This is a genomic window from Megasphaera sp. AM44-1BH (assembly GCF_003467125.1).
In the GTDB taxonomy this organism is placed as follows: Bacteria; Bacillota; Negativicutes; order Veillonellales; family Megasphaeraceae; genus Megasphaera.
The window spans coordinates 1-23,364 of record NZ_QSFA01000029.1 but is presented as its reverse complement, the minus strand read 5'-3'; the positions used below and the strand labels follow the sequence as shown (position 1 = coordinate 23,364).

General features: G+C 51.5%; 21 protein-coding genes and 6 tRNA genes. 24 read left to right on the top strand and 3 right to left on the bottom strand.

Annotation, left to right across the window (positions count from 1 at the left end; genetic code table 11):
• Nucleotides 1–157 precede the first annotated feature (157 nt).
• The 8 genes from DW949_RS12600 (at nt 158) to DW949_RS12565 (ending at nt 7,705) form a co-directional block, all read left to right on the top strand.
• Nucleotides 158–1,003, top strand: a complete 846-nt coding sequence (locus DW949_RS12600; protein ID WP_118023551.1) for an SDR family oxidoreductase — start codon at nt 158–160, stop codon at nt 1,001–1,003.
• Nucleotides 1,004–1,019: 16 nt separating this feature from the next.
• The gene (locus tag DW949_RS12595) at nt 1,020–1,721 is read left to right on the top strand and encodes a flavodoxin (RefSeq protein WP_118023550.1); all 702 of its coding nucleotides are present in this window, start codon (nt 1,020–1,022) and stop codon (nt 1,719–1,721) included.
• A gap of 70 nt (nt 1,722–1,791) precedes the next feature.
• Nucleotides 1,792–2,907 (top strand): alpha/beta fold hydrolase, encoded by a 1,116-nt coding sequence (locus tag DW949_RS12590; protein ID WP_199595921.1) that lies wholly within the window; start codon nt 1,792–1,794, stop codon nt 2,905–2,907.
• 48 nt (nt 2,908–2,955) lie between these two features.
• A complete protein-coding gene (locus DW949_RS12585; RefSeq protein WP_118023549.1) occupies nt 2,956–3,945 on the top strand; it encodes an aldo/keto reductase in 990 nt (329 codons plus the stop codon).
• 28 nt (nt 3,946–3,973) lie between these two features.
• Nucleotides 3,974–4,516, top strand: coding sequence for a flavodoxin (locus DW949_RS12580; protein ID WP_118023548.1), 543 nt, complete (start codon nt 3,974–3,976; stop codon nt 4,514–4,516).
• Entirely contained in the window at nt 4,513–5,067 is a 555-nt protein-coding gene (locus DW949_RS13895; RefSeq protein ID WP_118023547.1) for a DapH/DapD/GlmU-related protein, read from the top strand. Before DW949_RS12580 ends, DW949_RS13895 begins: the two co-directional genes overlap by 4 nt.
• 39 nt (nt 5,068–5,106) lie before the next feature.
• Nucleotides 5,107–6,099: an aldo/keto reductase gene (locus tag DW949_RS12570; protein ID WP_118023546.1), complete on the top strand. Its 993-nt coding sequence runs from the start codon at nt 5,107–5,109 to the stop codon at nt 6,097–6,099.
• Between the two features lie 352 nt (nt 6,100–6,451).
• Nucleotides 6,452–7,705 carry a YadA-like family protein gene (locus tag DW949_RS12565; RefSeq protein WP_118023545.1) on the top strand — a complete coding sequence of 418 codons (1,254 nt, stop codon included), beginning with the start codon at nt 6,452–6,454 and terminating at the stop codon, nt 7,703–7,705.
• A gap of 75 nt (nt 7,706–7,780) precedes the next feature.
• On the opposite strand, the gene DW949_RS12560 is transcribed toward DW949_RS12565, so the two are convergent.
• Nucleotides 7,781–9,178, bottom strand: a complete 1,398-nt coding sequence (locus DW949_RS12560; RefSeq protein ID WP_118023544.1) for a VWA-like domain-containing protein — start codon at nt 9,176–9,178, stop codon at nt 7,781–7,783.
• Nucleotides 9,178–10,005 carry a hypothetical protein gene (locus DW949_RS12555; protein ID WP_118023543.1) on the bottom strand — a complete coding sequence of 276 codons (828 nt, stop codon included), beginning with the start codon at nt 10,003–10,005 and terminating at the stop codon, nt 9,178–9,180. Before DW949_RS12555 ends, DW949_RS12560 begins: the two co-directional genes overlap by 1 nt.
• A gap of 410 nt (nt 10,006–10,415) precedes the next feature.
• Here DW949_RS12555 and DW949_RS12550 point away from each other — a divergent pair, with 410 nt between their 5' ends.
• The gene (locus tag DW949_RS12550) at nt 10,416–11,702 is read left to right on the top strand and encodes an SLC13 family permease (protein ID WP_118023542.1); all 1,287 of its coding nucleotides are present in this window, start codon (nt 10,416–10,418) and stop codon (nt 11,700–11,702) included.
• Between the two features lie 87 nt (nt 11,703–11,789).
• Here DW949_RS12550 and DW949_RS12545 read toward each other — a convergent pair whose 3' ends face one another.
• Nucleotides 11,790–13,661 (bottom strand): sigma 54-interacting transcriptional regulator, encoded by a 1,872-nt coding sequence (locus tag DW949_RS12545; RefSeq protein ID WP_233539601.1) that lies wholly within the window; start codon nt 13,659–13,661, stop codon nt 11,790–11,792.
• A gap of 206 nt (nt 13,662–13,867) precedes the next feature.
• Here DW949_RS12545 and DW949_RS12540 point away from each other — a divergent pair, with 206 nt between their 5' ends.
• The 15 genes from DW949_RS12540 (at nt 13,868) to DW949_RS12470 (ending at nt 23,297) form a co-directional block, all read left to right on the top strand.
• Nucleotides 13,868–15,070 carry a CaiB/BaiF CoA-transferase family protein gene (locus DW949_RS12540; RefSeq protein WP_118023552.1) on the top strand — a complete coding sequence of 401 codons (1,203 nt, stop codon included), beginning with the start codon at nt 13,868–13,870 and terminating at the stop codon, nt 15,068–15,070.
• A gap of 11 nt (nt 15,071–15,081) precedes the next feature.
• Nucleotides 15,082–15,990, top strand: a complete 909-nt coding sequence (locus DW949_RS12535) for a hydroxymethylglutaryl-CoA lyase (RefSeq protein ID WP_118023540.1) — start codon at nt 15,082–15,084, stop codon at nt 15,988–15,990.
• A 34-nt stretch (nt 15,991–16,024) separates the two neighbouring features.
• Entirely contained in the window at nt 16,025–17,809 is a 1,785-nt protein-coding gene (gene iorA / locus DW949_RS12530; RefSeq protein ID WP_118023539.1) for an indolepyruvate ferredoxin oxidoreductase subunit alpha, read from the top strand.
• Nucleotides 17,806–18,381 carry an indolepyruvate oxidoreductase subunit beta gene (locus DW949_RS12525; RefSeq protein ID WP_118023538.1) on the top strand — a complete coding sequence of 192 codons (576 nt, stop codon included), beginning with the start codon at nt 17,806–17,808 and terminating at the stop codon, nt 18,379–18,381. The genes iorA and DW949_RS12525 overlap by 4 nt, the downstream gene beginning before the upstream one ends.
• Nucleotides 18,382–18,610: 229 nt before the next feature.
• Nucleotides 18,611–19,369 carry a sulfite exporter TauE/SafE family protein gene (locus tag DW949_RS12520; protein WP_118023537.1) on the top strand — a complete coding sequence of 253 codons (759 nt, stop codon included), beginning with the start codon at nt 18,611–18,613 and terminating at the stop codon, nt 19,367–19,369.
• Between the two features lie 99 nt (nt 19,370–19,468).
• Complete coding sequence (gene rpoN / locus DW949_RS12515; protein ID WP_118023536.1) at nt 19,469–20,755, top strand: RNA polymerase factor sigma-54; 1,287 nt, start codon at nt 19,469–19,471, stop codon at nt 20,753–20,755.
• A gap of 168 nt (nt 20,756–20,923) precedes the next feature.
• Nucleotides 20,924–21,376, top strand: a complete 453-nt coding sequence (locus DW949_RS12510; protein ID WP_118023535.1) for a desulfoferrodoxin family protein — start codon at nt 20,924–20,926, stop codon at nt 21,374–21,376.
• 15 nt (nt 21,377–21,391) lie between these two features.
• Nucleotides 21,392–21,940, top strand: a complete 549-nt coding sequence (locus DW949_RS12505; RefSeq protein ID WP_118023534.1) for a glutathione peroxidase — start codon at nt 21,392–21,394, stop codon at nt 21,938–21,940.
• Between the two features lie 335 nt (nt 21,941–22,275).
• A tRNA-Gly gene (locus DW949_RS12500) sits at nt 22,276–22,350 on the top strand.
• A gap of 5 nt (nt 22,351–22,355) precedes the next feature.
• Nucleotides 22,356–22,431: transfer RNA gene (locus DW949_RS12495), tRNA-Asn, on the top strand.
• A gap of 3 nt (nt 22,432–22,434) precedes the next feature.
• Nucleotides 22,435–22,509: transfer RNA gene (locus tag DW949_RS12490), tRNA-Gln, on the top strand.
• Between the two features lie 5 nt (nt 22,510–22,514).
• Nucleotides 22,515–22,590 (top strand) — tRNA-Lys (locus DW949_RS12485).
• A 16-nt stretch (nt 22,591–22,606) separates the two neighbouring features.
• A tRNA-Glu gene (locus tag DW949_RS12480) sits at nt 22,607–22,681 on the top strand.
• Nucleotides 22,682–22,688: 7 nt separating this feature from the next.
• Nucleotides 22,689–22,764: transfer RNA gene (locus DW949_RS12475), tRNA-Val, on the top strand.
• A gap of 71 nt (nt 22,765–22,835) precedes the next feature.
• Complete coding sequence (locus DW949_RS12470) at nt 22,836–23,297, top strand: SoxR reducing system RseC family protein (RefSeq protein ID WP_158570688.1); 462 nt, start codon at nt 22,836–22,838, stop codon at nt 23,295–23,297.
• The last annotated feature ends 67 nt before the right edge of the window (nt 23,298–23,364 follow it).

Below are 23,364 nucleotides of genomic sequence, written 5' to 3'. Positions count from 1 at the left end.
ACCTTCTTTTTTCACATAAGTAAAACTAATGGAAAGCCCTTGAAAGTGAAATTGTTTAAAAATGGCAGATTTCGTAAAATAACTATGTCAGCAGGAACGAACACTCCTGCCAGTCACTTTTTGAATCGTATACTTTTTATATACAGGAGGTCATCTTATGAATGTCAATGCCAAAGAAGTCGTCGTGTTGGTTGGGTCCGGCCAGATTGGACAGGCTATTGCCCGCCGCGTCGGAGCCGGCCGCCATATCGTGCTGGCTGATTTGAAACAGGAACATGCCGGTCAGGCTGCCAAGGTCCTGGAAGATGCGGGATTTGAAACGAGTACGCTGGCTGTCGATATTTCGTCGCGTCAGTCTATCATTGAGCTCATTGAACACGCCAAACAATTCGGGGCCATCAAATACCTCATCGATGCTGCCGGCGTATCGCCGTCACAGGCACCGGTCTCCCAAATCCTGAAAGTCGATTTATACGGGACGGCCGTCCTCTTGGAAGAATTCGGCAAGGTCATCGCTGCCGGTGGTTCGGGCATCATCATTTCATCGCAGTCCGGCCATCGCCTGGGAGCGCTGACGCCGGAGGAAAATGAGCAGTTGGCCACGACGCCGACAGAAGAGCTGCTGGACCTTCCGTTTCTCCGAGAAATCACGGATACCCTGAAGGCATATCAGTATTCCAAGCGCTGCAACGTCCTGCGCGTCATGTATGAAGCCACCCGCTGGGGCCATCGCGGAGCGACGGTCAATTCCATCAGCCCGGGCATCATCATTACGCCGCTGGCCAACGACGAACTCCACGGGCCCCGCGGAGAAGGCTACCGCAAGATGTTGTCCCTTTGCCCGGCCGGTCGCGCCGGCAGCCCGGATGAAGTCGGCGACCTAGCTGAGTTCATCATGAGCCATAAAGGCCGCTTCATTTCAGGGAGCGACTTCCTCATCGACGGCGGGACGACGGCGTCGTACTGGTTCGGCGACTTGCAGTATTTGAAAGAAACGCACTGATAAGGAGCTTGCTGTGATGAAACAATATAAAGATACCCTCGTCTTTTTGCTGATATCAGTGTTACTGCTGGGATTTCTCATGGTGCTCGGAAACGGCCGCCCCAAGTCGGTGGACAGCGTTTCCCAGGCTACGCCGCCGGCTTCCCGGCAGCAGGAAGCCCAGACGGATCTGGGGAATCTCAAGGGGAAGAAAATCCTCATCGCCTATTTTTCACGGGCCGGGGAAAACTATCAGGTCGGCTATATCCAGAAAGGCAATACCCACATCGTAGCGGATATGATTGCCCAGGAAACGGGCGGGACACTCTTTGAAATCCGTCCCGCTGAGCCTTATCCGGACGGCTACCAGGATACGACCCGTCGGGCACAACAGGAAAAACAGGAACAGGCCCGTCCTAAGCTGACCGGCGATGTACCGGACTGGGATTCCTATGACGTCGTCTTTTTGGGGTATCCTATTTGGTGGAGCGATGCGCCGATGATTGTCTACACCTTCCTGGAAAGCCATGACTTCACGGGGAAAATCATCATTCCTTTCTGCACGTCTGCGGGTGATGTACTGACTGGCCAGGAAAGTTCCTTCCCGCAGCATGCCAAAGGGGCCGTGATGGCGAAAGGCTTTGGCGTAGAAGGAAAACGAGCCCAGCAGCAGCCGGGAACTGTCAGCCCTCAAGTACATCAGTGGCTGAAAGGACTCGGCTTCCCTGCGGATCGATAAGGGATTCATCCAGCCCTGTCCCGGCGCTGCTCGGTGACAGGGGAGACTGGAGAATAGGAGGATACTATCTATGAAATTATGGCGATCCATCGCTTTCGGAGTCATCCTGGTTTTGGGAATGTACGTGGCATCTCCTGTGGATGCGGCGGCAAAGAAACCGCTTGTCATCGCGGAACAGGGTTCTTTTACGGTTGGAGGGGCCTATAAAGAAAAACCGGGAACGTTCAGGCAGGAAAATTTCACAGCCGAAGAAGGCCAGCGGGCCTATGGGGATTTTGCCTATGTGGAATATCAGAAACCCGTAAAGGCCAAGAAACTGCCGCTGATTTTCCAGCATGGCGGTGCCCAGTCCAAACGCACCTGGGAATCCGGGCCTGATGGCCGGGAGGGATTTAATACCCTGTTTATACGGGCCGGGTATTCTGTGTATCTGGTTGACCAGCCCCGCAGTGGTGAAGCCAATCTTTCCACGGAGGCCGTGACACCGGATACGCCTTGGGCATCCAATCCCATGTATGGCGACAAGACCCTTTATGTCTTGTCCCGTATCGGCCATTATGACAAGGAGGGAAATCCCGTTCCCAATGCACAGTTCCCGGCAGGGGAAAAGAATTACCAGGCATTCCAGCAGAGCTGGACAATCGGTTCTGGCCCACTCGATAACGACCTCAATGCCGATGTGCTCGCAAAGCTGGTGGATCAGCAAAAGGATGGTGCCATCCTGGTCACCCATTCCATGGGCGGTACCATTGGCTGGCGTACGGCCATTCGTTCCGACAAGGTAAAAGCCATCATTGCCTATGAGCCCGGAGGCACGCCCTTTGTCTTCCCTGAAACAGAAATGCCGAAAATCACGGAAGCAAGGTTTAAAGCACTGTCTGCCTCTGCCATGGGAGTACCCATGGCAGACTTCCTAAAACTCACCCGGATTCCGATTGTCCTCTATTATGGGGATTACATTAAGATCGGTTCGGAAAATGTCGGCGAAGATAAGTGGGGCACGGAATATGCCATGGCCCAACAGTTCGTGGATACCCTCAATAGCCATGGCGGTGATGCCACTCTGGTGCATCTGCCGGATATAGGTATCAAGGGGAATTCCCATTTCCTCATGCAGGAAAAGAACAACGAAGAAATCATGAAGCTGGCACTGGATTGGCTCCATAAAAACGGATTGGATAAATAAAAAAACTCAGCTTTGTGAAGTAATTCAGTTTATGAGGAGGTTTGCTTTATGGAAATGAGAAGACTGGGACACAGCGATTTGTATGTCAATCCGGTAGGGCTTGGTTGTATGGGCTTCAGCCATGCCTATGGACTGGCTATGGAAAAGACAGAAGCTGTAAAGAATATCCGCAGTGCTTATGATATGGGTTATAATTTTTTTGATACGGCAGAGTGCTATATCGGGGAAAATGCTGATGGTTCCACTTCATATAATGAAGAACTGGTGGGAGAAGCACTGCGTGATGTGCGGGATAAAGTCGTTATCGCTACAAAATTCGGTGTAAGGCATAATGTTGACCGTTCTCTGAAACTGGACAGCTGTCCGGCCGTAATCCGCAAATCAGTGGAAGGCAGCCTGAAGCGGCTGGGGCTGGAGTATATTGACCTTTACTATCAGCATCGTATCGATCCCCAGACAGAGCCGGAGGCCGTAGCAGAGACCATGAAGGACCTGATCAAGGAAGGGAAAATCCGCTATTGGGGCATTTCCGAGGCCAATGAGGAATATTTGCGCCGTGCCCATAAGATATGTCCTGTGACGGCGGTGGAAAACCGCTACTCGATGATAGCGCGCTGGCATGAGGCGTTGTTTCCTGTATTAGAGGAACTGTCCATTGCATTTGTGGCTTTTTCACCCATGGCCAACGGGCTGCTGACGGGAGCCTATCATCGGGCAACCAAATTCACGGAGAAGGGGGATTACCGTAGTGATATGCCTCAGTTCACAGAAAAGGGAATGCAGCAGAGTGAGGAGCTGCGTGCCATGCTGGAAAAGCTGGCTCAGGAAAAACATGCCACGCCGGCACAGATTTCCCTGGCCTGGATGATCAACAAGAAGCCATATATCGTGCCAATCCCGGGCAGCCGCAAGGTTTCACGGCTCAAGGAGAACCTGGGCGCGGGACATATACGACTTGACCCATTGGAACTCGAGCGGATAGATTCCCTGCTTGACGGCATGACGTTTGATGTTTTCGGTGGACACAGCAACTCGTAATTGAGCGAAAAAGAGAGGAGAAAATAAGATGGCGAATATCCTGATTGCTTATTTTTCCCGTAAGGGACAGAACTATGTAAATGGCCAGATCAAAAATCTGGCCAAGGGGAATACGGAACGGGTGGCTGAATTCATTCAGCAGGCAGTAGGTGGTGATTTGTTTGAAATCGAAACTGTCAGAGAATATCCTGAGGACTATACCCGGTGTACCGAAGCAGCCAAAGAGGAACTGCGGGCCAAAGCCCGTCCGGAACTGAAAAATTTTCTGGACAGCGTGGACGGATACGATACGGTTTTCCTGGGTTATCCCAACTGGTGGGGGACCATGCCCATGGCTGTCTATACATTCCTGGAGAACTATGATATGAGCGGCAAGACCCTCATCCCGTTCTGCACCCACGAAGGAAGTGGCATGGGAATCAGCGGACGGGAACTTAAAAGGATCTGCCCGAAAGCGGACGTGGTCAGAGGACTGGCCATCCACGGGGCCGGAGCTGCAGAGTCGGCAGCGGAAGTTTCCGTCTGGGCACGGGGCAAAGTTGAAGAAGCGGGGAGGAAAGAACGAAAATGAACGTTTTTGAGGAAATGAGGCAGGGCAAGGCCTATGATATCCGCAATAAAGACTATCAGAAACAGGTCCATGGAGAATTGGACCGCTGTGGGTATCTTTGCCAGCAGATCAACTTGACGGACACCCGGGACAAAGCAGAAATACGGCGCAAGGAAATGGAGCTTTTGGACGGACGGCTGGAAGAGGGAACCTATCTGACGCCGCCCTTGCAGATTGACTGCGGCTGCCGGGTGTTCCTGGGCAAGAATGTCTTTGCCAATCACAATCTGACGGTCATGTCCCTGGGCACGGTGACCATTGAAGACGGCGCCATGCTGGGGCCGGAAGTGGGCCTTTTCACGGTAAACCATGAGCCGAAGCATATCCGTACCGTCATGACCAGGGAAATCCATATCAAAAAGAACGCCTGGATTGGAGCAAGAGTCAGTATCCTGCCTGGTGTGACCATTGGTGAGAATGCCATCGTCGGCACGGGTTCTGTCGTAACGAAAGATGTGCCTGACAATGCCGTGGCAGTCGGGGTACCGGCCCGGATAGTGAAGCGGTTATAAGTATATTTATGATACTGAGAGGATAAGGAGGACAATGAGATGGAATATGTAAAATTTGGCAATACAGGGATGGACGTGTCCCGCATTTGCCTGGGTATGATGAGTTTCGGTAAACCGGGAAAGGAAAACGGCGTCTTCCCGTGGGCGAAAGATTATGAAGACGGCAAGGCCATTTTCAAGCGGGCCATTGAACTGGGCATCAATTATTTCGATACGGCCAATGTCTATCAGATGGGGACCAGTGAGGAAATCACCGGCCGGTATATCCGCGATTTTGGTTTGGACCGCGATGAAATCGTCGTGGCGACGAAAGTCAATTTTGAAATGCGTCCGGGCCGGCCCAACGGCGGCGGCCTGTCCCGCAAGAATATCATGGCGGAAATCGACCACAGCCTGGAACGGCTGGGCTTGGACTACGTTGATGTCTATCAGATCCACCGCCTGGATCCCTATACGCCGATGGAAGAAATCATGGAGGCCCTGCACGATGTCGTCAAGAGCGGCAAAGCCCGCTACATCGGAGCCTCGACGATTTTTGCCTGGCAGCTGGAACGGATGCAGCAGATTGCCGAACGCCATGGCTGGACGAAGTTTACCTCTCTTCAGCCGCAGTATAATCTGATTTATCGCGAGGAAGAACGGGAAATCCTGCCACTCTGCCAGGACCGCAAGATGGCCGTCGTCCCCTGGAGTCCGCTGGCCGGTGGCCGCTGCGCCCATCCTTGGGGGACGGTGACGGAACGGAACCGCGTCGATGACGTATCGCCTATGGTGTGGGGGGTGACCGATGCCCAGGACAAGGTCGTCGTCGACAACTTGGAAAAGGTAGCTCGCGAACACGGCCGCACCATGGCCCAGGAAGCCCTGGCCTGGATGCTCAGCAAACCGTATATCACGGCGCCTATCGTCGGCACGACCAGCGCCCGCCATATTGAAGAAGCCGTATCGGCTTTGGATATCCAGCTCGATGAGGAGGAAATCAAGGCCTTGGAAGCTCCTTATGTGCCTCACATCAAGACGGGCTTATATTAAGTTGCCTATAGCGGACAGGATGATCTGCCTCTTCCAATCTAAAAAGTTTTACTGGCAGGCGCCCTTGCAGGACCTGTCCGCCTTTAGTAAAGGGCAGCCACGGACATTACCAACACCCCATATAGGAGAAAAAGTAATCATTGGCAGCCGGAAAGAATTGCCACGTTTATGGGAACAAGTCTGAGTCCATCTGCCGTGAGGGATTCATGGCTTTAGATAATATGGTCAGGCCGGAAATTTACGCAATATAATTTATTTCTTATATCTGATTTTACATACCCCTTTTAGAATACAAGTGAGAATGAACTGTTGTTGCTTTAGGTTCAATTTACTCATATAAAGGGGCGGTAATATGAACGATATAATGAAGAAACGGATTGTACGGGCATCTTTGGTGGCATTGCTGGTATCTATGCCTGCCTGCGTGACCCCGGCACTGGCTGCCGGTACGGTGCTGGCCGGAATCAGCAATACGGCGACGGCACTCAATTCAGCTGTCAGTGGCGGGTATAGCAATACGGCATCGGGCGATTATGCCGCCATTGCAGGCGGTCATAAGGACACCGCTTCCGGGAAATATTCCTTTGCAGGTGGTGGCTACAATAATACCGCTTCCGGCAACTGGGCAACGGCCATAGGGGGTCAGGGTGGTATTGTTGCCGGTGAATGTGCTACGGGGATTGCCGGCGGGTCTGCTACGGCAGAAGCCAGTAATTCCTTCGCTATCGGCTTTGGTTCCGTGGCCAAAGGCGCTTATGGAGCTGCTATTGGCAGAAATGCCGTAGCGACAGAAGCACAGACGGTTTCCTTTGGCGATGCAACCAAGGGTGCCGATACGTACAACCGCTTGGTCAACATCCACGACGGCCTGAATGCCCATGATGCAGCAGCGGTCGGTCAGACTACCCGCGATGTCACCAGCAGCGATCAGTCCCTGAAGGTAACGAAATCTGTCAATGAAGATGGCTCTAAGTCATTTGATCTCTCCGTTAATGCCAATGGCGCTGTTGCAGATGGCGATATGCGTGCCGTATCGGGAAGTACGGTATATCAATCGATGCTTACCAGAACAGATGGGAATACCATTACTATCGATAAAAACGGTTCGGCACAGGCGATTGATGTCAGTGGCAAAGACGGGCAGACACGGACCCTCACCGGCATCGCTTCGAATCCGTCAGATTCTACCAGCGCGGCCAATGTGGGCTACGTCAATAACCGGTTTGACAGCCTGAATACAAAATTGACGGATGATATGTACCGTATCGGTGCCGGGGCAGCGGCACTGGCGGCTCTCCATCCGCTCGATTATGACCCGGAAAATACCCTGGAATTCGCTGTCGGGTATGGCCATTACCACGATAAGAACGCCGCAGCCCTCGGCGCGTTCTATCATCCGAACGGCGATGTGATGTTCAATGTCGGCGGAACGATTGGCAACGGGGAAGCCATGGTCAATGCCGGCGCCACCTTCCGCATCGGCAGCGGCGCTTCCCACACCCGCCTGTCCCGCAGTGAACTGGAACAGAAAGTAGCCAATCAGGATGAACGGATCCGGGAACTGGAAGAAAAGCTTCGTGAAATTGAATCGGCGATGGCAAAATAGAAGGACGATACGACGCCAGATATGGCATCAGCCCGGGCAGGACTCGTTATGAGCCTGCCCGGGCTGATTTGATTTTTAGGTAAAGGCGATGGGTTCCTGATTGTTCATGGAATAGCCGTCGTTATGGGGGTCATCCAGTTCGGAAAGGGTGATGTCTTCTTTTGTTTTCAGTGGCTTGATGAGGCCCGGCGGATTGTGGAGGGACAAGGTCTTCCCCTTGCCGGATAGAATCCAGAATACTTTATAGCCTCCCGGTTTGACTTCCAGACGCTCTTCTCCCTGTCCGTCGGTAAAATAGATGAGCAGATCGATTTTATGTTTGTTGGCATAGGCAAAGACCGGGGAAAAGGCCGTTCCACCCCGGTAGGGATAGCGTTCCTGTAAGTCGCGGACGGAACGGACGTGATAGACTTTTTTTATCTGGTCATCACATTCGATGACAGTGATTTCCACGCGCTGGGTCTGAACGATATGCAATACTTCTTCCATGGCCTGACGGAATTCGCCATCGCTGATGCTGCCGCTCACGTCGAGGGCGACGAGGATGCGGGCTTTGTAATGATGGAGTTCGCCCCGCAGGTCGAGACGGTACGGCTGGCGTCGGCTGAGGCGGGCTGTCGTGTGTTTGGTACCGCATGACAGCGTGCCGGCCATACGGCGCAGATACCAGTCCCAGGGCAGGGCCGGATTTTCGCTTTTTATGGCGGCGATGGCACTGCTCAGATGGGACGGCAGACCGCCTTTATCGGCGTCGTCGAGATATTTTTCTGTAAATTTTACCATCGTCTGCGGGTCGGCGGCGTCTGCCCTTTCCCACAAATCATGGGCGTGGGCCGGGTCGAACTGGGGCTTGTCGGAATCGGTGACCTGGTCAGTCGTGGTCGTATTGCTCTTCTTCTTCCAGTCGATGCCGCGCTGAATCTGTTCGGCATAGTTTTCCAGCGTGTCGTACGGTGTCAGGTAGAGCTGATATTGGCCGTTGATGCGTTCGATGGTCACGCCGTCGGCAGGTACGGGGTCGAGGTACGTATTGACGATGGCATCCATGGCCAGATTGAGGGCCAGCTTGCTGTACGAGCTGCGAAGGTCACGGGCACGCAGGAGATGGCGGAACACGATGTGCAGGATTTCGTGACGGATCGAACTGAGCATCTGCTCCGGCGTCTGCTCCAGAAACAGGAAGGGCTGAAAAAAAAGGATATATTTCGTGCCGCGGAATGTCACTCCCGTAGGAGCCCGGAGGGTCAGGTCCAGCTCTTTGCCCATCTGGAAAAAGAAGTAACCGAAGAAATTGTCTTCGTCTTCCATGAGGGTCAGGCTGAGATGGCTGATAAACGAGAAAAAGGCATCCTTCAGTGACGGCGGCAGTTCCGTAGCCCGGTCTTTGGTGTCGGGCAGAAAATAATAATCATTGGCCCAGATTTCCAGGCGTCTGCGCAGGTCAAATGCCTGGTCTGCCAGTGTAGTATCCATTATGATTCCTCCCGGTTCTGTTTGAAACGAAGCCGTTCATCGACGGCAATCTGTCTGGCCCGGCGGCTGCCCTTGTGATAGATGAGGCGCAGCACATCGGCCGGCGTCCAGTGGTAGAACTGCTTCAGTGCGCGGCAGCCGATGAGATTGCGGACGTATTTTTCCGGTACATCGGGACGGGCAAGAACCTGGCCGAGTACGGACCGGCATTCGTCTTCACTGATGCGGATGGACGGTGGCAGCACGGCCAGTACGGACACGTTGATGCCCAGGAAATGCAGGGCCTGATCATGGGTCAGACGCATGACAAAACGCAGCGTCCGCGCGTCGCTGCCAACAGCCTGATCGGCAGCTTCTGTCGTAGGAGAATCTATATAGCGCAACGCTTCCGGGTTCTGCCGTACAGCGGCCAGCTGCACAGCTGGTGTGGGGTCCTTGATATACTGCAGGGATTCCCAGCTCTTTTCGATAGCGGCCAGCTGCAGATCTTCGCTGGGATTTTTTGCGTAGCGGATAGCCCAGGCCGATTGTTCCAGTGCCAGACGGACCAGCGATTCTGGAGGATTCTTGATATAACTCAGATTATACCAGTTGGCTTTGATGGCCTTTTCGGCCAGCCCCGGAATGGGCTGGCGGATATAGCGGATAGCTTCAGGCTTATTGGCGACAGCGGCCTCCTGAATGGCGGCATCGGGCTGATTGATGTATTGTATCATAAGGCCATTTCCTTCTACAGCGGCCATCTGCAGGCGCCGCGACGGATGGTCGATGTGCCGGATTGTCAGCGGATTGATTTTGATGAGTTCTAAATATTTTTCTTCGTCCATAATGTACCTGTCTGTAAAATAAAGATTTCATGCAGTACTATTGTACGAGGATTCTCCCTGTATTTCAAATACCTGGGCCGTCTTTTTGAAGTCCTGTCGTGCATAGTGGGTATGGCATACGGATATATGCAAAACGTCAAATATATGTAAAAAAATATATACATCATAATCCGCTGTTTTGCCAGAAACGGCCGGAAACCGCAGTAGATAGCTGTTTTTTGTTTTGGCATTATAATTTCATATACGATGGTAAATACAAAAACGCATATTTCATATCTCATATAATCAAGGAAGGGGGATAGCAAACGGATAAGGAAAACGGGCATAATAGAATCAGTTGGTGATTGTATGGCCCCGGATTGATGAACGTGCGGATATACCGGATTAGTGAATACGAGGAGGATCCTGATATGGGAGCAGATATTATTTCTATTCTATTTTTTATTACAGCCATCGTACTGGCTTTTATCCGTAAGATAAATATCGGTATTGTGGCATTGGCACTGGCAGTCCCCTGCACGATGCTGATCGGGCTGCCCGGCAAAGAAATTATTGCCGGCGTCAATGGGAATTTATTCATTACCTTAGTTGGTATTACTCTTTTGTTTTCTATCGTCAACGATACGGGAGCGCTGGGGCTGCTGGCTCATAAAATCGTCGCCGTTGCCGGACGGCGGTTATGGCTCATCCCGATTCTGTTGTTTGTTGCCGGAGGCATTATTACCGGTGCCGGACCGGGCGGTATCCCCGTGCTGGCCATCATGATTCCCATGGGCATTGCCGTCGGCATACGGGTCGGCTATAATCCGGTCATGTTGTCACTTATCGGCATCTGTGGTATGACCGGCGGACGCTTCTCTCCGATTACTCCGGAAACGGCCATTATTTTCAGTGCTCTGGAAAATACGGGAATCAGCAGTGCCAGTGCCGTGCCGGCGATTATTGTCAATGTGACGCTGTTCAATGCCGTAGTGGCCGTCCTGCTGTTCATCGCCTTTAAAGGATACAAAGTCAAAGCGCCGGAACAGATGGAACGGGACGAAGAAGGAACGAAAAGCTTTACGACCAGACAGTGGATTTCTTTCGGTGGCATCATCGCCATGCTGGCTCTGATCATTTTTGCCAAAGTCAACGTCGGGCTGGCGGCCCTGATTGTGTCGGCTGTCCTCCTGCTGTGTCATATTGCCGATGATGGCAAGTGCATCAAATCCGTTCCCTGGGGAACGATCCTCATGGTACTCGGTGTGGGCGCCCTGCTTCATATCGTGGCCAAAACGGGTGGCATTGCCCTCCTGACACAGATTCTGGCCGGTATGATGTCGCCATCGACGGCATCCACCTTCATGGCCTTGTCGGCAGGCCTGCTGAGTTTCGTCAGTTCGGCCCTGGGCGTCGTCTACCCGACGATGATGCCTATGAGTGTCGGCATCGCCCAGCAGATTGGTGGCATCAATCCCGTGGCCCTCATGTCTGCCGTCGCGGCCGGCGGCTCCTGCAGTGGCATTTCCCCGATGTCTACGGGAGGCGCCATGATCATTGCCATCATGGCGGTAGAACTGAAAGACCGGTTTACCAAAGAACAACAGAATAAAGTATTCGTCCAGCTTCTCGTCATTGCCGGTGCCAACCTGCTGGTACTGATGGCCTGCACATTCTTGTTCTTTGATGTCATTGCCAATATACTCTGTCCCCTCTAAATAGCAATAGATTGCATAAACAGAGACGGAACCAAAATGAGTTTCTCAGTCATTTTGGTTCCGTCTTTTTTATGTCTGCCGGCATCTTTACTTCAGGTGATTGAATAAAGTCTGGCGGGTGATGTTGAGCATGGAAGCCACTTCAGTTTTCGTATATCCCTGTTCCAGCAAGTCGTTTATGACCAGCTGCTGGAAGGTATGCTGGGCCTTTTTCATATCCAGCTTGAATGTCCGGGGATCGATGAGGTGAGCCCGTTTCTTGTGATTCGTCTGATCAAAGAGATAATCATAGGAAGGAGAACCGGGTTTCCCATAAATGTAGTACCGCAAAGCCGTACTGCGTATTTCCCGGATATTACCCCACCAGTGGTGATCCTGCAATGCCTGGCGGAGTGGTTCTGGAAGGGCTGATTTTTTTATGGTGTGTCCGGCGAATCCCGACAGGAAATGAAGAAAGAGATAGACAATATCGGAAGGTCGTTCATCGAGAGATGGCAGGGTAAGGGTCAGAGTATTCAGGCGGAAATATAAATCCTTACGGAACGAGCCTTCGTTGATTTTTTCGATGATATCCGTATTGGTGGCGGAGATGATGCGGATGTCGAGGGGAATGACATAGTCCGAGCCGATGCGCATGACCTGCTTCGTTTCCAGGACACGCAGGAGCTTGGACTGGATAGCCGGTGACATGCTGTTGATTTCATCGAGGAAAATCGTTCCGCCGTGGGCCAGCTCGAATAATCCCGCTTTACCTTCTTTGCGGGCTCCGGTAAAAGCACCGCTTTCATAGCCGAAGAGTTCGCTTTCCAGCAGTTCCGGCGGCAGGGCGGCGCAGTTGACGGCGACGAAGGGACCGTTGCGGCGGGGACTGGCATTGTGGATGCTCTGGGCGAAGAGCTCCTTGCCGGTTCCGCTTTCTCCCTGGATAAGGACCGGTGCGTCGTAGGCGGCCATCGTCTCCGCCGTAGCCTTGAGAGCTTTCATTTTTGCATCCGCCGTCAGGATATCGTCGAAATGATGCACTGCCGTCAGCCCCGTTTTGGAGAGTTTATAACGGATATTCTTTTCCATTTTCTGCAGCTGCGTGACATCGCGGATGCTCAGGATGTACCGGGTCTGCTTATCGATGGAAAAGGGTGAGGAATTCAGGACGAGCGTATAAGGTGGTTTTTCTATAATCGTATTGGAAAAGGTATAGGCATGGTCTCCCTGCTGCCTGGGAAGTATGGTTTCCATGGCTTTGGCATCTTCTCTGATCTTCAGGAACTGCCGGGCCTGTTTGTTGATATGGGAAATGGTGCCTTCGGCATCGTACATGATAATGCCTTCATCGACGTGGGACAATACGGAGGAAAGCAGGGATAACTGCTGTCGTTCCCGCTTATTGAATGAGGCCAGGTCGTGGGCATACTGGTACAGTGAAAAGATGGTCGGATTGCTGGGCATGATGGTAAATATGGGCAGAGGGATGTTGGTGATGCGCGGCAGGATGGCCGTGCCGACAATGGCCATATCGGGACCGACATCGAGACTGTCTACAAGATGTTCCAGGTCAGGCCGGTCTTTATAGGTATATATTTCCGTTTTGCTCCGTAATTCCGGCGGGCACATGGAACTTTCGAAGATGACACTGGAATTCAGGAGAAGATAGATTTTTTTATACTTCCGTGCCTGTTCCAGTGTATACATGATATCGTAGGTTGAAATATACAGACGCAGGACCGGGACTTCACGGATGACAGGAGCCAGTTCCTGATAGGTGCCGCCGCTGGCGATGAGGACCGGTGCCCCATTTTTTATCATGTCCCGCGCCTGCCCGAATATGTTTTTGAAATCGAGGATAGATACGTCAATGGGCATACTGTCCGGTTCTTTCGTGTGATTCCATAAGGCTTGTTCGATTTTATTTTTCATGACCTGGTCAGTGGCCAGGAAGCAGATTTTTTCCAATATCCTCACCTCACGTCCAGTGTACGGGAAAATGGATAGGATGTCAAATTAATGTAAAAAAATATATACGCTGGTTAAAACCTGTCCCGTTTATATACTGCGGAAGTGCTGTATATGGCTGTTTTCCAACTTGGCATTAAAATTTCATATATATTCACGAATAGCAATAGTCTTAGTGATATATCTTATATATGAGAAAGGAACAGGTGAAAGACATGACGGAAGGTTTATTGGAAGGTATCCGGGTTCTCGATTTTACAGGTTTTCTGGCTGGTCCCTACTGCGGGATGTTTCTGGCCGATATGGGAGCCGATGTCATTAAAGTAGAAAATTTACTGACCAAAGGCGAATTTTGCCGCTATGCACGGCCGCTGGAAGAAAAGACGGGCCGCAGTATGTATTTTGGCAATCTGAACCGGAATAAACGCGGGTTTGCCGTCAATCTGAAATCGGAAGACGGGAAAAAGGTTTTCGCTGAACTGGTCAAATCGGCCGATGTGCTTTTGGAAAATATGCGTCCCGGCGTCATCAAGAAACTGGGATTCGGCTATGAAGAATGCAAGGCACTGAATCCGCGCATCATCTTCGCTTCCATTTCCGGATTTGGCCAGTACGGTCCCTATTCTTCCCGGCCCGGCTATGACCTCATCGCCCAGGCTATGGGCGGCTCCATGAGCATCACCGGATGGCCCGGTTCGGAACCGACCCGTGCCGGTATGGCTATCGGCGATATGATGGCCGGCATGAACTGCTGCATGGGCATCCTGGCATCGCTGATCAAGCGGCAGAAGACTGGCGTAGGCCAGAAAATCGATGTAGCCCTTGTCGATTCCATTGTTTCCGGTCTGGAAGCCAAATGCATGCAGTATCTGTATACTGGCAAAGTTCCTGAAAAGACAGGTAACAAATATATTTCTTCCGCTCCTTACGATTCCTTCAAAGCAAAGGATGCCTATTTCGTACTGGCCAGCGGGACGGATAAACATTTTGAACATCTCTCGGCTGCTATGGGCATGCCTGAACTGGCACAGAATCCCTTATATGAAAACACGGAACTGCGCAAAAAGAATGCCGATTCCCTGAAGAAAATCATCGAAGACTGGGCCAGCGACAAGACGAGCCGGGAAGTCGTCGATATCATCCTCGATGCCGGTGTACCGGCCGGACCGATTTATGACATTGCCGACGTCTGCAACGATAAGAATATCGTCGAAGCCAGAGACATGCTGGTCAAGGTTCCCGACAAAAAAGCCGGTGAATTCACGGTCCTGGGCAATCCTATCAAGATGGATACCTATCCCTGCACATACCGCAAATCGGCTCCGGATCTCGGGGAAGACGATGTGGATATCATGAAGGAACTGGGCTATTCTGATGAACAGATTGCGGCCATGCAGGCCGATGGCGCTGTCAAATAGGAGGAAAAATCATGGGTAAAAAGATAACTGTCGTAGAAGTCTGCCCCCGCGATGGCTGGCAGAATCATAAAATTCCTATTCCGACGGAAACAAAAGTCAAATATATCAAAGAAATGATCGATTACGGTGCCACCATGTTCGATCTCGTTTCCTTCGTCAGTCCCAAGTGGGTTCCCCAGATGAAGGATGCGGCGGAAGTCCTGCAGGAAAGTAAGAAGTATGCGAAAGAAATTGGCAAAGACATCGAATTTATGGCTCTGACACTGAATGGAAAAGGCATTGAAAATGCCCTTAAAGCTGGCGCGACGAGCATCCAGTTCGTTATTTCTGCCAGTGAAGAACACAATAAACGCAATTCCAACCGGACCATAGAAGAATCATTGGAAAACTTCAAAGCCATGGCATCCCAGGTCAAAGGGGTCAAGATGACTCTGGCTATGGCCTGTGCCCTGGGATCTCCTTTTGGGGACGACGTGCCGGCAGACCGGGTCAAATATCTATGTGAAGAAGCCTTTAAGGTCGGTGTCACCCGGATTGGCCTCGGCGATACGGCAGGCATTTCCAATCCGGCCCACACCAAAGATATTATCCGGGCCCTGAAGTCCATCTGCGATATCAGTCAGATCGATGTCCATCTCCATGATGCGTACGGCATGGGCCTGGCCAATGCCTATGCAGCCGTCGAAGAAGGCGTCACGTCCCTCGATGCCGCTGCCGGCGGCCTGGGCGGCTGCCCCTTCGTTCCCGGCGCCAAAGGCAATATAGCGACAGAAGATCTGGTGCATATGCTGCAGGCTTTAGGGTATGATACGGGGTATGATCTGGATAAGATCCTGTCTACCGTACGCTCCATGTGCGAAGAAATCCAGGCTGTTCCGACGAGCAGTCTCATCCAGGCACGCAAGTGTCATCAGGGATAATTTTCCAATACGTCTATATACAGGAGGTAACAGAATGAAACAGTTAATGACGGGGAATGAAGCCATTGCCCGGGGATTATATGAAGCAGGTGTCAGCTTTGCTTCTGCTTACCCCGGTACGCCCAGCACAGAAATCCTGGAAAATGTGGCTAAATATAATGATATTTCTTCCGAATGGGCACCGAATGAAAAGGTTGCCATGGAAGCAGCTATCGGCGCATCCATTGGTGGCGTCCGCTCCTTTGCAGCCATGAAGATGGTAGGTCTCAATGTGGCAACTGATCCGCTCTTTACTTTTGCCTATCTGGCCATCAACGGCGGCTTTGTCTTCGTTTCTGCCGATGACCCGGGCATGCATTCGTCCCAGAATGAACAGGACAACCGTAACTATGCCAAGTTTGCCAAGATTGCCATGCTGGAACCGGCCGATTCCCAGGAAGCTAAGGATATGGTGGCTGAAGCATACAAAATCAGCGAAACCTATGGTACGCCGGTCATGCTGCGCATGACGACCCGTGTCGATCATTCCAAGAGCCTCGTTGAACTGGGTGAACGGGTACCGTTCAAAGCCGTTCCTTATGTCAAACAGCGGGACAAGATGGATCCGGTGCCGGCTATTTCCAAAGTGCGCCGTTACGTCGTCGAAGAACGGGAACAGAAACTGAAAGAATACAGTGAACAGACGCCGCTCAATTTTGAAGAAATGCACGATACGAAAATCGGCATCATTACGTCCGGCGTATCCTATAACTACTGCAAAGAAGTATTTGGCGATGAGGCATCGTATCTGAAACTGGGCTTTACCTATCCCCTGCCTATGAATAAAATCCGCGCTTTTGCCGGTAAAGTCGATACGCTGTATGTCGTCGAAGAACTGGATCCGTTCATGGAAGAACAAATCCAGCGCGCCGGCATTTCCTGTCATGGGAAAGACGTCATTCCCAACATCGATGAATTGAACCCCAATATCATTGCAGAATCGATACTCCATAAAGGCCAGGAAGGCGTTACCGTTTCCGATGACTTATTCGTTCCCCGTCCGCCTGCTCTCTGTGCCGGCTGTCCCCACCGTGGCTTCTTCTATGAACTGGCCAAGCGCAAAGATACGGTCATGGTCGGCGATATCGGCTGCTATGCCCTGGGTGGTGCCGAACCGCTCAATGCCAAAGACATGGCTCTCTGCATGGGCAGTGCCTTTTCCGTAGGCCACGGACTGGTCCGGGCTTTCTCTGACAGCGGCCAGCAGAAACGGGTCGTAGCCGTCATGGGCGATTCCACCTTCTTCCATACCGGTATCAATGCCCTCACGGAAGTATCGTATAATAAATCCAATACGATCTGCGTCATCCTCGATAACCGTATTACGGGCATGACGGGCCATCAGGAAAATCCTGGGACGGGATATACCATCAAGGGAGAACCGACGACGCTCATCGACGTGGAACGGGTCGTCCATGCCCTCGGCATCCGCAATGTCCGTACAGTCGATCCCAATAATCTGGCCGATATGAAAGCCACCCTCGACTGGGCTTATTCTATTGAAAAGGAACCGGTCGTCATCATTACCAAGTGGCCCTGCGTCCTCAAGAAATACTCCCACGAAGATGCGGAAGAATTCAATCTCGATAAGACACCATGCATCATCGATGAAGAAAAATGCATTGGCTGCAAGAAGTGCCTGACTACAGGCTGCCCGGCATTACGGTTTAATCTGAAAGATAAGAAATCGGAAATTGTGGAATCAGACTGCGTCGGCTGTAAAGTCTGCATGCAGGTCTGCCCGGTCAAAGCTATCAGCAGAAAGGGGTATAAATCATGAGTGATGTAAAAAGTGTTCTTCTCGTCGGCGTCGGCGGTCAGGGAACGATTCTGGCCAGTAAGATTCTGACTATGGGACTTATCGAAAACGGATATGATGTAAAAATGAGCGAAGTACACGGCATGAGCCAGCGTGGCGGCAGTGTCAGCACTCAGGTCCGCTTCGGCAAGAAAGTCTACTCTCCTATCATCGGGGAAGGGACGGCAGATCTCCTCGTCTCTTTTGAAGAAATGGAAGCGGCCCGCTATGCTAAATATTTGAAGAAAGATGGCAAAATTGTCGTCAACACCTACCGGATTCCGTCGATGCCGATTTTGTCCGGGTCCCGGACCTACCCGGAACATATCATTGAAAGCCTTTCCCGGGAAGTGCCGACTATGTCTCTTGATGCCACAAAGATTGCTACCGACTTGGGTAATCCCAAGAGCGCCAATGTTGTCCTCCTGGGGGCACTCATCAAGGCAATAGGCATGACCGACATTGATTGGAAGGCTATTATTGCCAAGGCAGTCAAACCGAAATTCGTCGAAGTCAATCAGAAAGCCTTTGACGCTGGATTTGCCGCTGTTTAACCATTGTCTGGAAAGAGAGGCATGACGCAGCAGAGAACTTCTCTTTCCGGCAGTGGGGGCATATCCCATGCTTTATAAATAATATAGGTGTATACATACGGGCTCTGTCGTCGTTAGAGGCAGGGCCCTTTTGCGGTCCTGGCATATCTTTTGGGTAGAAAGAAAGGTAACAGATGGCAGAAAATGTGCTATAGTGATACGTAGATAACATGAGACAGGAGTGATGGGAATGTTGATTCTGATAACTTTATTCGTTATGGGGTGCCTGCTGGGGCTGACCGGGGCTGGCGGAGCCGGTGTGGTCATTGCTGTGTTGACGGCCGCTTTTGGCGTGCCCATTCATCTGGCTCTGGGTACGAGCCTCAGTGCCATGACCTTTACGACCCTGTCCGGAGCGGTCAGTCATTTCCGCGAAGGAAATGTCCGCGTCCGAACGGGGACTGCCGTAGGTGTATTCGGTGCTGCCGGTGCGTTTACCGGTGCCAAAATTGCAGCCATGATTCCTGCGGCAGACCTGCACTGGCTCACAGGCGGCATGCTCGTCCTCTCTATGGTACTCATGTACCTGCGTCTTTACCATCCTGAATCGGGGCCGTTTTCCCACGTGGGGACGGCAGAACTACAGAGCGGCTCCCGGTTCTGGCTGACGGCGGCTCCGGCCGGATTCGTCGTCGGTTGTCTGTCCGGCACCTTCGGCATCGGGGCGACGCCTTTCATCCAGCTCGTCCTGCTCATCCTGTTCGGACTGCCCCTTACGATTGCCATCGGTACGACTATGCTGGTCATTCTGCCCATCGCCGTCTTCGGCGGCCTGGGATATCTGCTGGAAGGCAATCTTGATTTCACCTTGTTTGTCCAGGTCGTCGCCGGCCTCATGACCGGGGCCTATATAGGAGCTAAATTTACCCGGCGTATTCCCCGTAGAGTTTTGAAAGTCGTCATGACCGTCATTCCCGGCATCGGAGCTTTGATCCTCTTCCTGGAATAAAGCCAGCCGTCCCATGATAATAGAAAGTATGGTGGGACGGCTTTTTTTTGCCACTTATCATGGTATAATTATTTCATACAGGTAAAAGGACGTGATAGTATGGCAAAAATTGCGCTTAAACTGGAACAGAAAACAAAATTGTCCCAGATACAGCGGCTGACGATCCAGATGCTGACGCTCCACGCACAGGATCTGACCGATTTTCTCCATGAACAGGTGACGGACAATCCCCTTCTCGATATCCGTTACAAAGATGTCCGGCCCAGTGGAGGAAGCGGCAAGGAAAAGCCTATCGACAATATCAAAAACCGCGGCGATTCGTTGGAAACAGGGCTCATGAAACAGCTGCGGGTACAAAATGTTCCGAAGTCTGTCATGCTGGCAGCCGGCCTCGTTATCCGCTCTCTCGATGAAAAAGGATTTTTTACAGGTAATCTGGACCTTCTTGGACAGGACTACGCCTTGTCACTGGAAGACATGGAAAAGGGACTGGCCCTGGTACAGTCCTTTGATCCGCCGGGAATCGGGGCCCGTTCTATCTGTGAAGCCCTGCTGATCCAGACCCGGCGCCATGATGATGCGCCGCCGCGGACGGAAGAACTGCTGCAGGACCATTATCAGGAATTTCTCACAGGGAAATGGCAGAAGCTGCAGAAAGAAATGGAACTCAGCAATATGGATCTTCAGGCGATACGGGATTTTCTGAAGACACTGGCTCTGCAGCCTGCCGGACAGGCTGAGACGGAAACGGAGTTCGTCCGTCCCGACGTGGAAATCTATACTGATGAATCGGGCCATCTGGCAGTCCGCTCACTGGAAGAACTGCCGGAAGTGTTTTTCCGTGAAGACCTCTATAAGGAATATGAAGAACAAGGCGATAAAAATACGCGGACCTATATCCACAAGGCACGAAGAGCCTTCCTCGACCTCCAGTCGGCTCTGGCCTATCGCTGGCAGTCTATTTTTACGGTCATGGATTGTATCATACGTCATCAGGAGGGGCATTTCCTCTATGGCGATACGCTGCAGCCCCTGCGCCAGAAAGATATAGCTGCCGAAACGGGACTGAGCACGGCGACCGTGAGCCGTGTCTGTCATGGCAGATATGTCCTCTTTGACCGCCGGACCTATGCCATACAGGATTTCTTTGCCCAGTCCTACCGGAGAGACAGCGGGGCTGATGGGGAAATTTCTGACCAGGCCATCCGGCAGAAAATGGCAGAACTGATTGAATCCGAAGATGGGGCTCATCCCTATTCCGATCAGGAACTGGCCGACCGCTTTGCCGCCGCCGATATCCATATTACCCGCCGGACCATAACGAAATTCCGCCTGAAAATGCATATCCCCAACAGTAGTATCCGCCGGCGACTGAAGAACGGATGATTGTGAAAAAAAATAATTAATAGAGAATTATTATTTCTTATTGACAAGTAGACTTTTTTAGTATACAATTAGCTTGTAATCAAAAATGATTATTCACTAGTAAATGCATTCCACTTACAGAAATCAATATATACATCCCTTTCGTTCCCATCAAAGGAGGACCCAATCATGAAACACGTAGAATTTTATCGCAACAATATAGATGGCAAGGTATTAGTACTCACAGGCGGACAGGCTCCGGAATCGGTCGCCTATGATGGTCAGAAACTGACCCATCTCGTCGCCGGCTCGGTCGATGCAGCACAGGAAAAACACGTACCGGCTTTTCAGAAAATCGATGGACACCTGGAAGTTCACGTCGGCTCCGTTACCCATCCCATGGAAGAAAAGCATTATATCGAATGGATTGCCCTGGTCGATGACAGTGGCGTCCACTTCCACTACCTGAAACCGGGTGAAGAACCGAAAGCTTCGTTCGAAACGGGCGATGCCGGTGAAATCTACGCCTACTGCAACCTTCACGGCCTGTGGAAAGAAAGTTTCGAAACGGGCGATGCTGATGTTCTCGATGGCGCTGCCTGCTCTCCCGAATTCGGCGGCTGCCGGATCCATGAATTATAATCAGGAGGTCTGCATATGAGCATATACGATTACACCGTCAAAGATATCCGGGGCAACGACGTATCCCTGGGCCAGTATAAAGGCAAAGTCCTGCTTATCGTCAATACAGCCAGCAAATGTGGATTTACGCCGCAGTATGATGGCCTGGAAGCCTTGTATCAGAAATATAAAGACAAAGGCCTGGTCATTCTCGGCTTCCCTTCTAATCAGTTCCTGGAACAGGAACCGGCCGATAATGACAGCATTGAAAGCTTCTGCCGCATCAACCATGGTGTGACATTCCCCTTGTTTGCCAAAGTGGACGTACGGGGCGGACAGGCTATCCCCCTCTATCAGTACCTGACTCAGGCGGCACCCTTTGCCGGATATGAGCTGGATAAAGAAAGCGGGCGCCTTATTAAGCAGGTCGTCGCCCAGTATTATCCGGACAATGCCGACGGCAACGGCGTAAAATGGAATTTCACGAAATTCCTCGTCAGCCGTGACGGCTCGCAGATCCAGCGCTTTGAGCCGAGTACGACACCGGAAGAACTCGATCCGGTCATCGCAAAAGTCCTTTCCTAAACCATATCCACCCATCCTTACACCTCTTCCCTTCTAAAAATAACACCTCTTCCATTTTTACGATACTATTTTACACATCATTACACACACCAGAAACAGACAGCCCCATGAAGCCACTCTGAGCTTCATGGGGCTGTTTCTTTTTGTTGTATACAGGTCTTTGTCATGAACCGCAAAAAAATATATTTTTTTAGAAAAATCCCTTGACAGTAGCAAAGTGATTTGGTATTATAATTAAGCGTTCCGATGAACGCACCTGAGACAAAGCCAGTATTCAATACGTAAAATAATGTGTTGACAGGCTAGTGCAAATGTGGTAAAATACCTTTTGTCATGCGGAAGTAGCTCAGTGGTAGAGCATCACCTTGCCAAGGTGGGGGTCGCGAGTTCGAGCCTCGTTTTCCGCTCCATTTATTCCTCAATAGCTCAGTCGGTAGAGCAATCGGCTGTTAACCGATTTGTCGTAGGTTCGAGTCCTACTTGAGGAGCCATACAGGGGTATCGCCAAGCGGTAAGGCAACGGACTCTGACTCCGTCATCCGTAGGTTCGAATCCTACTACCCCTGCCATATATGATCCACTAGCTCAGTTGGCAGAGCACCTGACTTTTAATCAGGGTGTCCCGAGTTCGAATCTCGGGTGGATCACCATAATTTTCCTTTGCATGGCCCCTTGGTCAAGTGGTTAAGACACCGCCCTTTCACGGCGTGAACGTGGGTTCAAATCCCGCAGGGGTCACCATTTTTATGGGCGATTAGCTCAGCTGGGAGAGCGCCTGCCTTACAAGCAGGATGTCAGCGGTTCAAGCCCGTTATCGCCCACCAGGTTACAGCACATCCAGGAGGATGTGCTGTTTTGCTATATGTACGGACACGATGACGATAGGAGAGATAGTATGAGAACAGAAACCGGGGTAGTAGAAAAGATACTGCCTGACCACATGGTATTGATCAAGGCCAGCCGGACGAGCCTTTTTTCGCGTCACGCGTCGTCTATCGGCAATGCCACGGCTCCCATTGAGGTACGCAATGAAATCGGAGCTGAAAAAGGAGATTTCGTCGAATTCGCCCTGCCGGAACGGAATATTGCCCTCGGTGGATTTATCGGCTTTGGTATCCCCATGCTGATTGTCCTCCTGAGCATCGTTGTCCTGTATACCCAGGGCCCGTCATGGGGATTATCGGAAAATGGTTCGGCTGCAGCCGGATTCATTGGCGGCCTTATTCTGGCATTCATCGTTATGAAAATTTTGAATAAAGCCTGGAAGGGACAACGTTCGGAAGCATCCATCCTCCGTATCATCCGTCCCGATGCGGAAGACATGGAACACGATGGAGAAGAATCTCCACAGGCGTAACATTAATGGTAACATAAATCAGTGATATGCTCCCCCTATGAGAGACAGTAAAAAATAAAACTGTCAT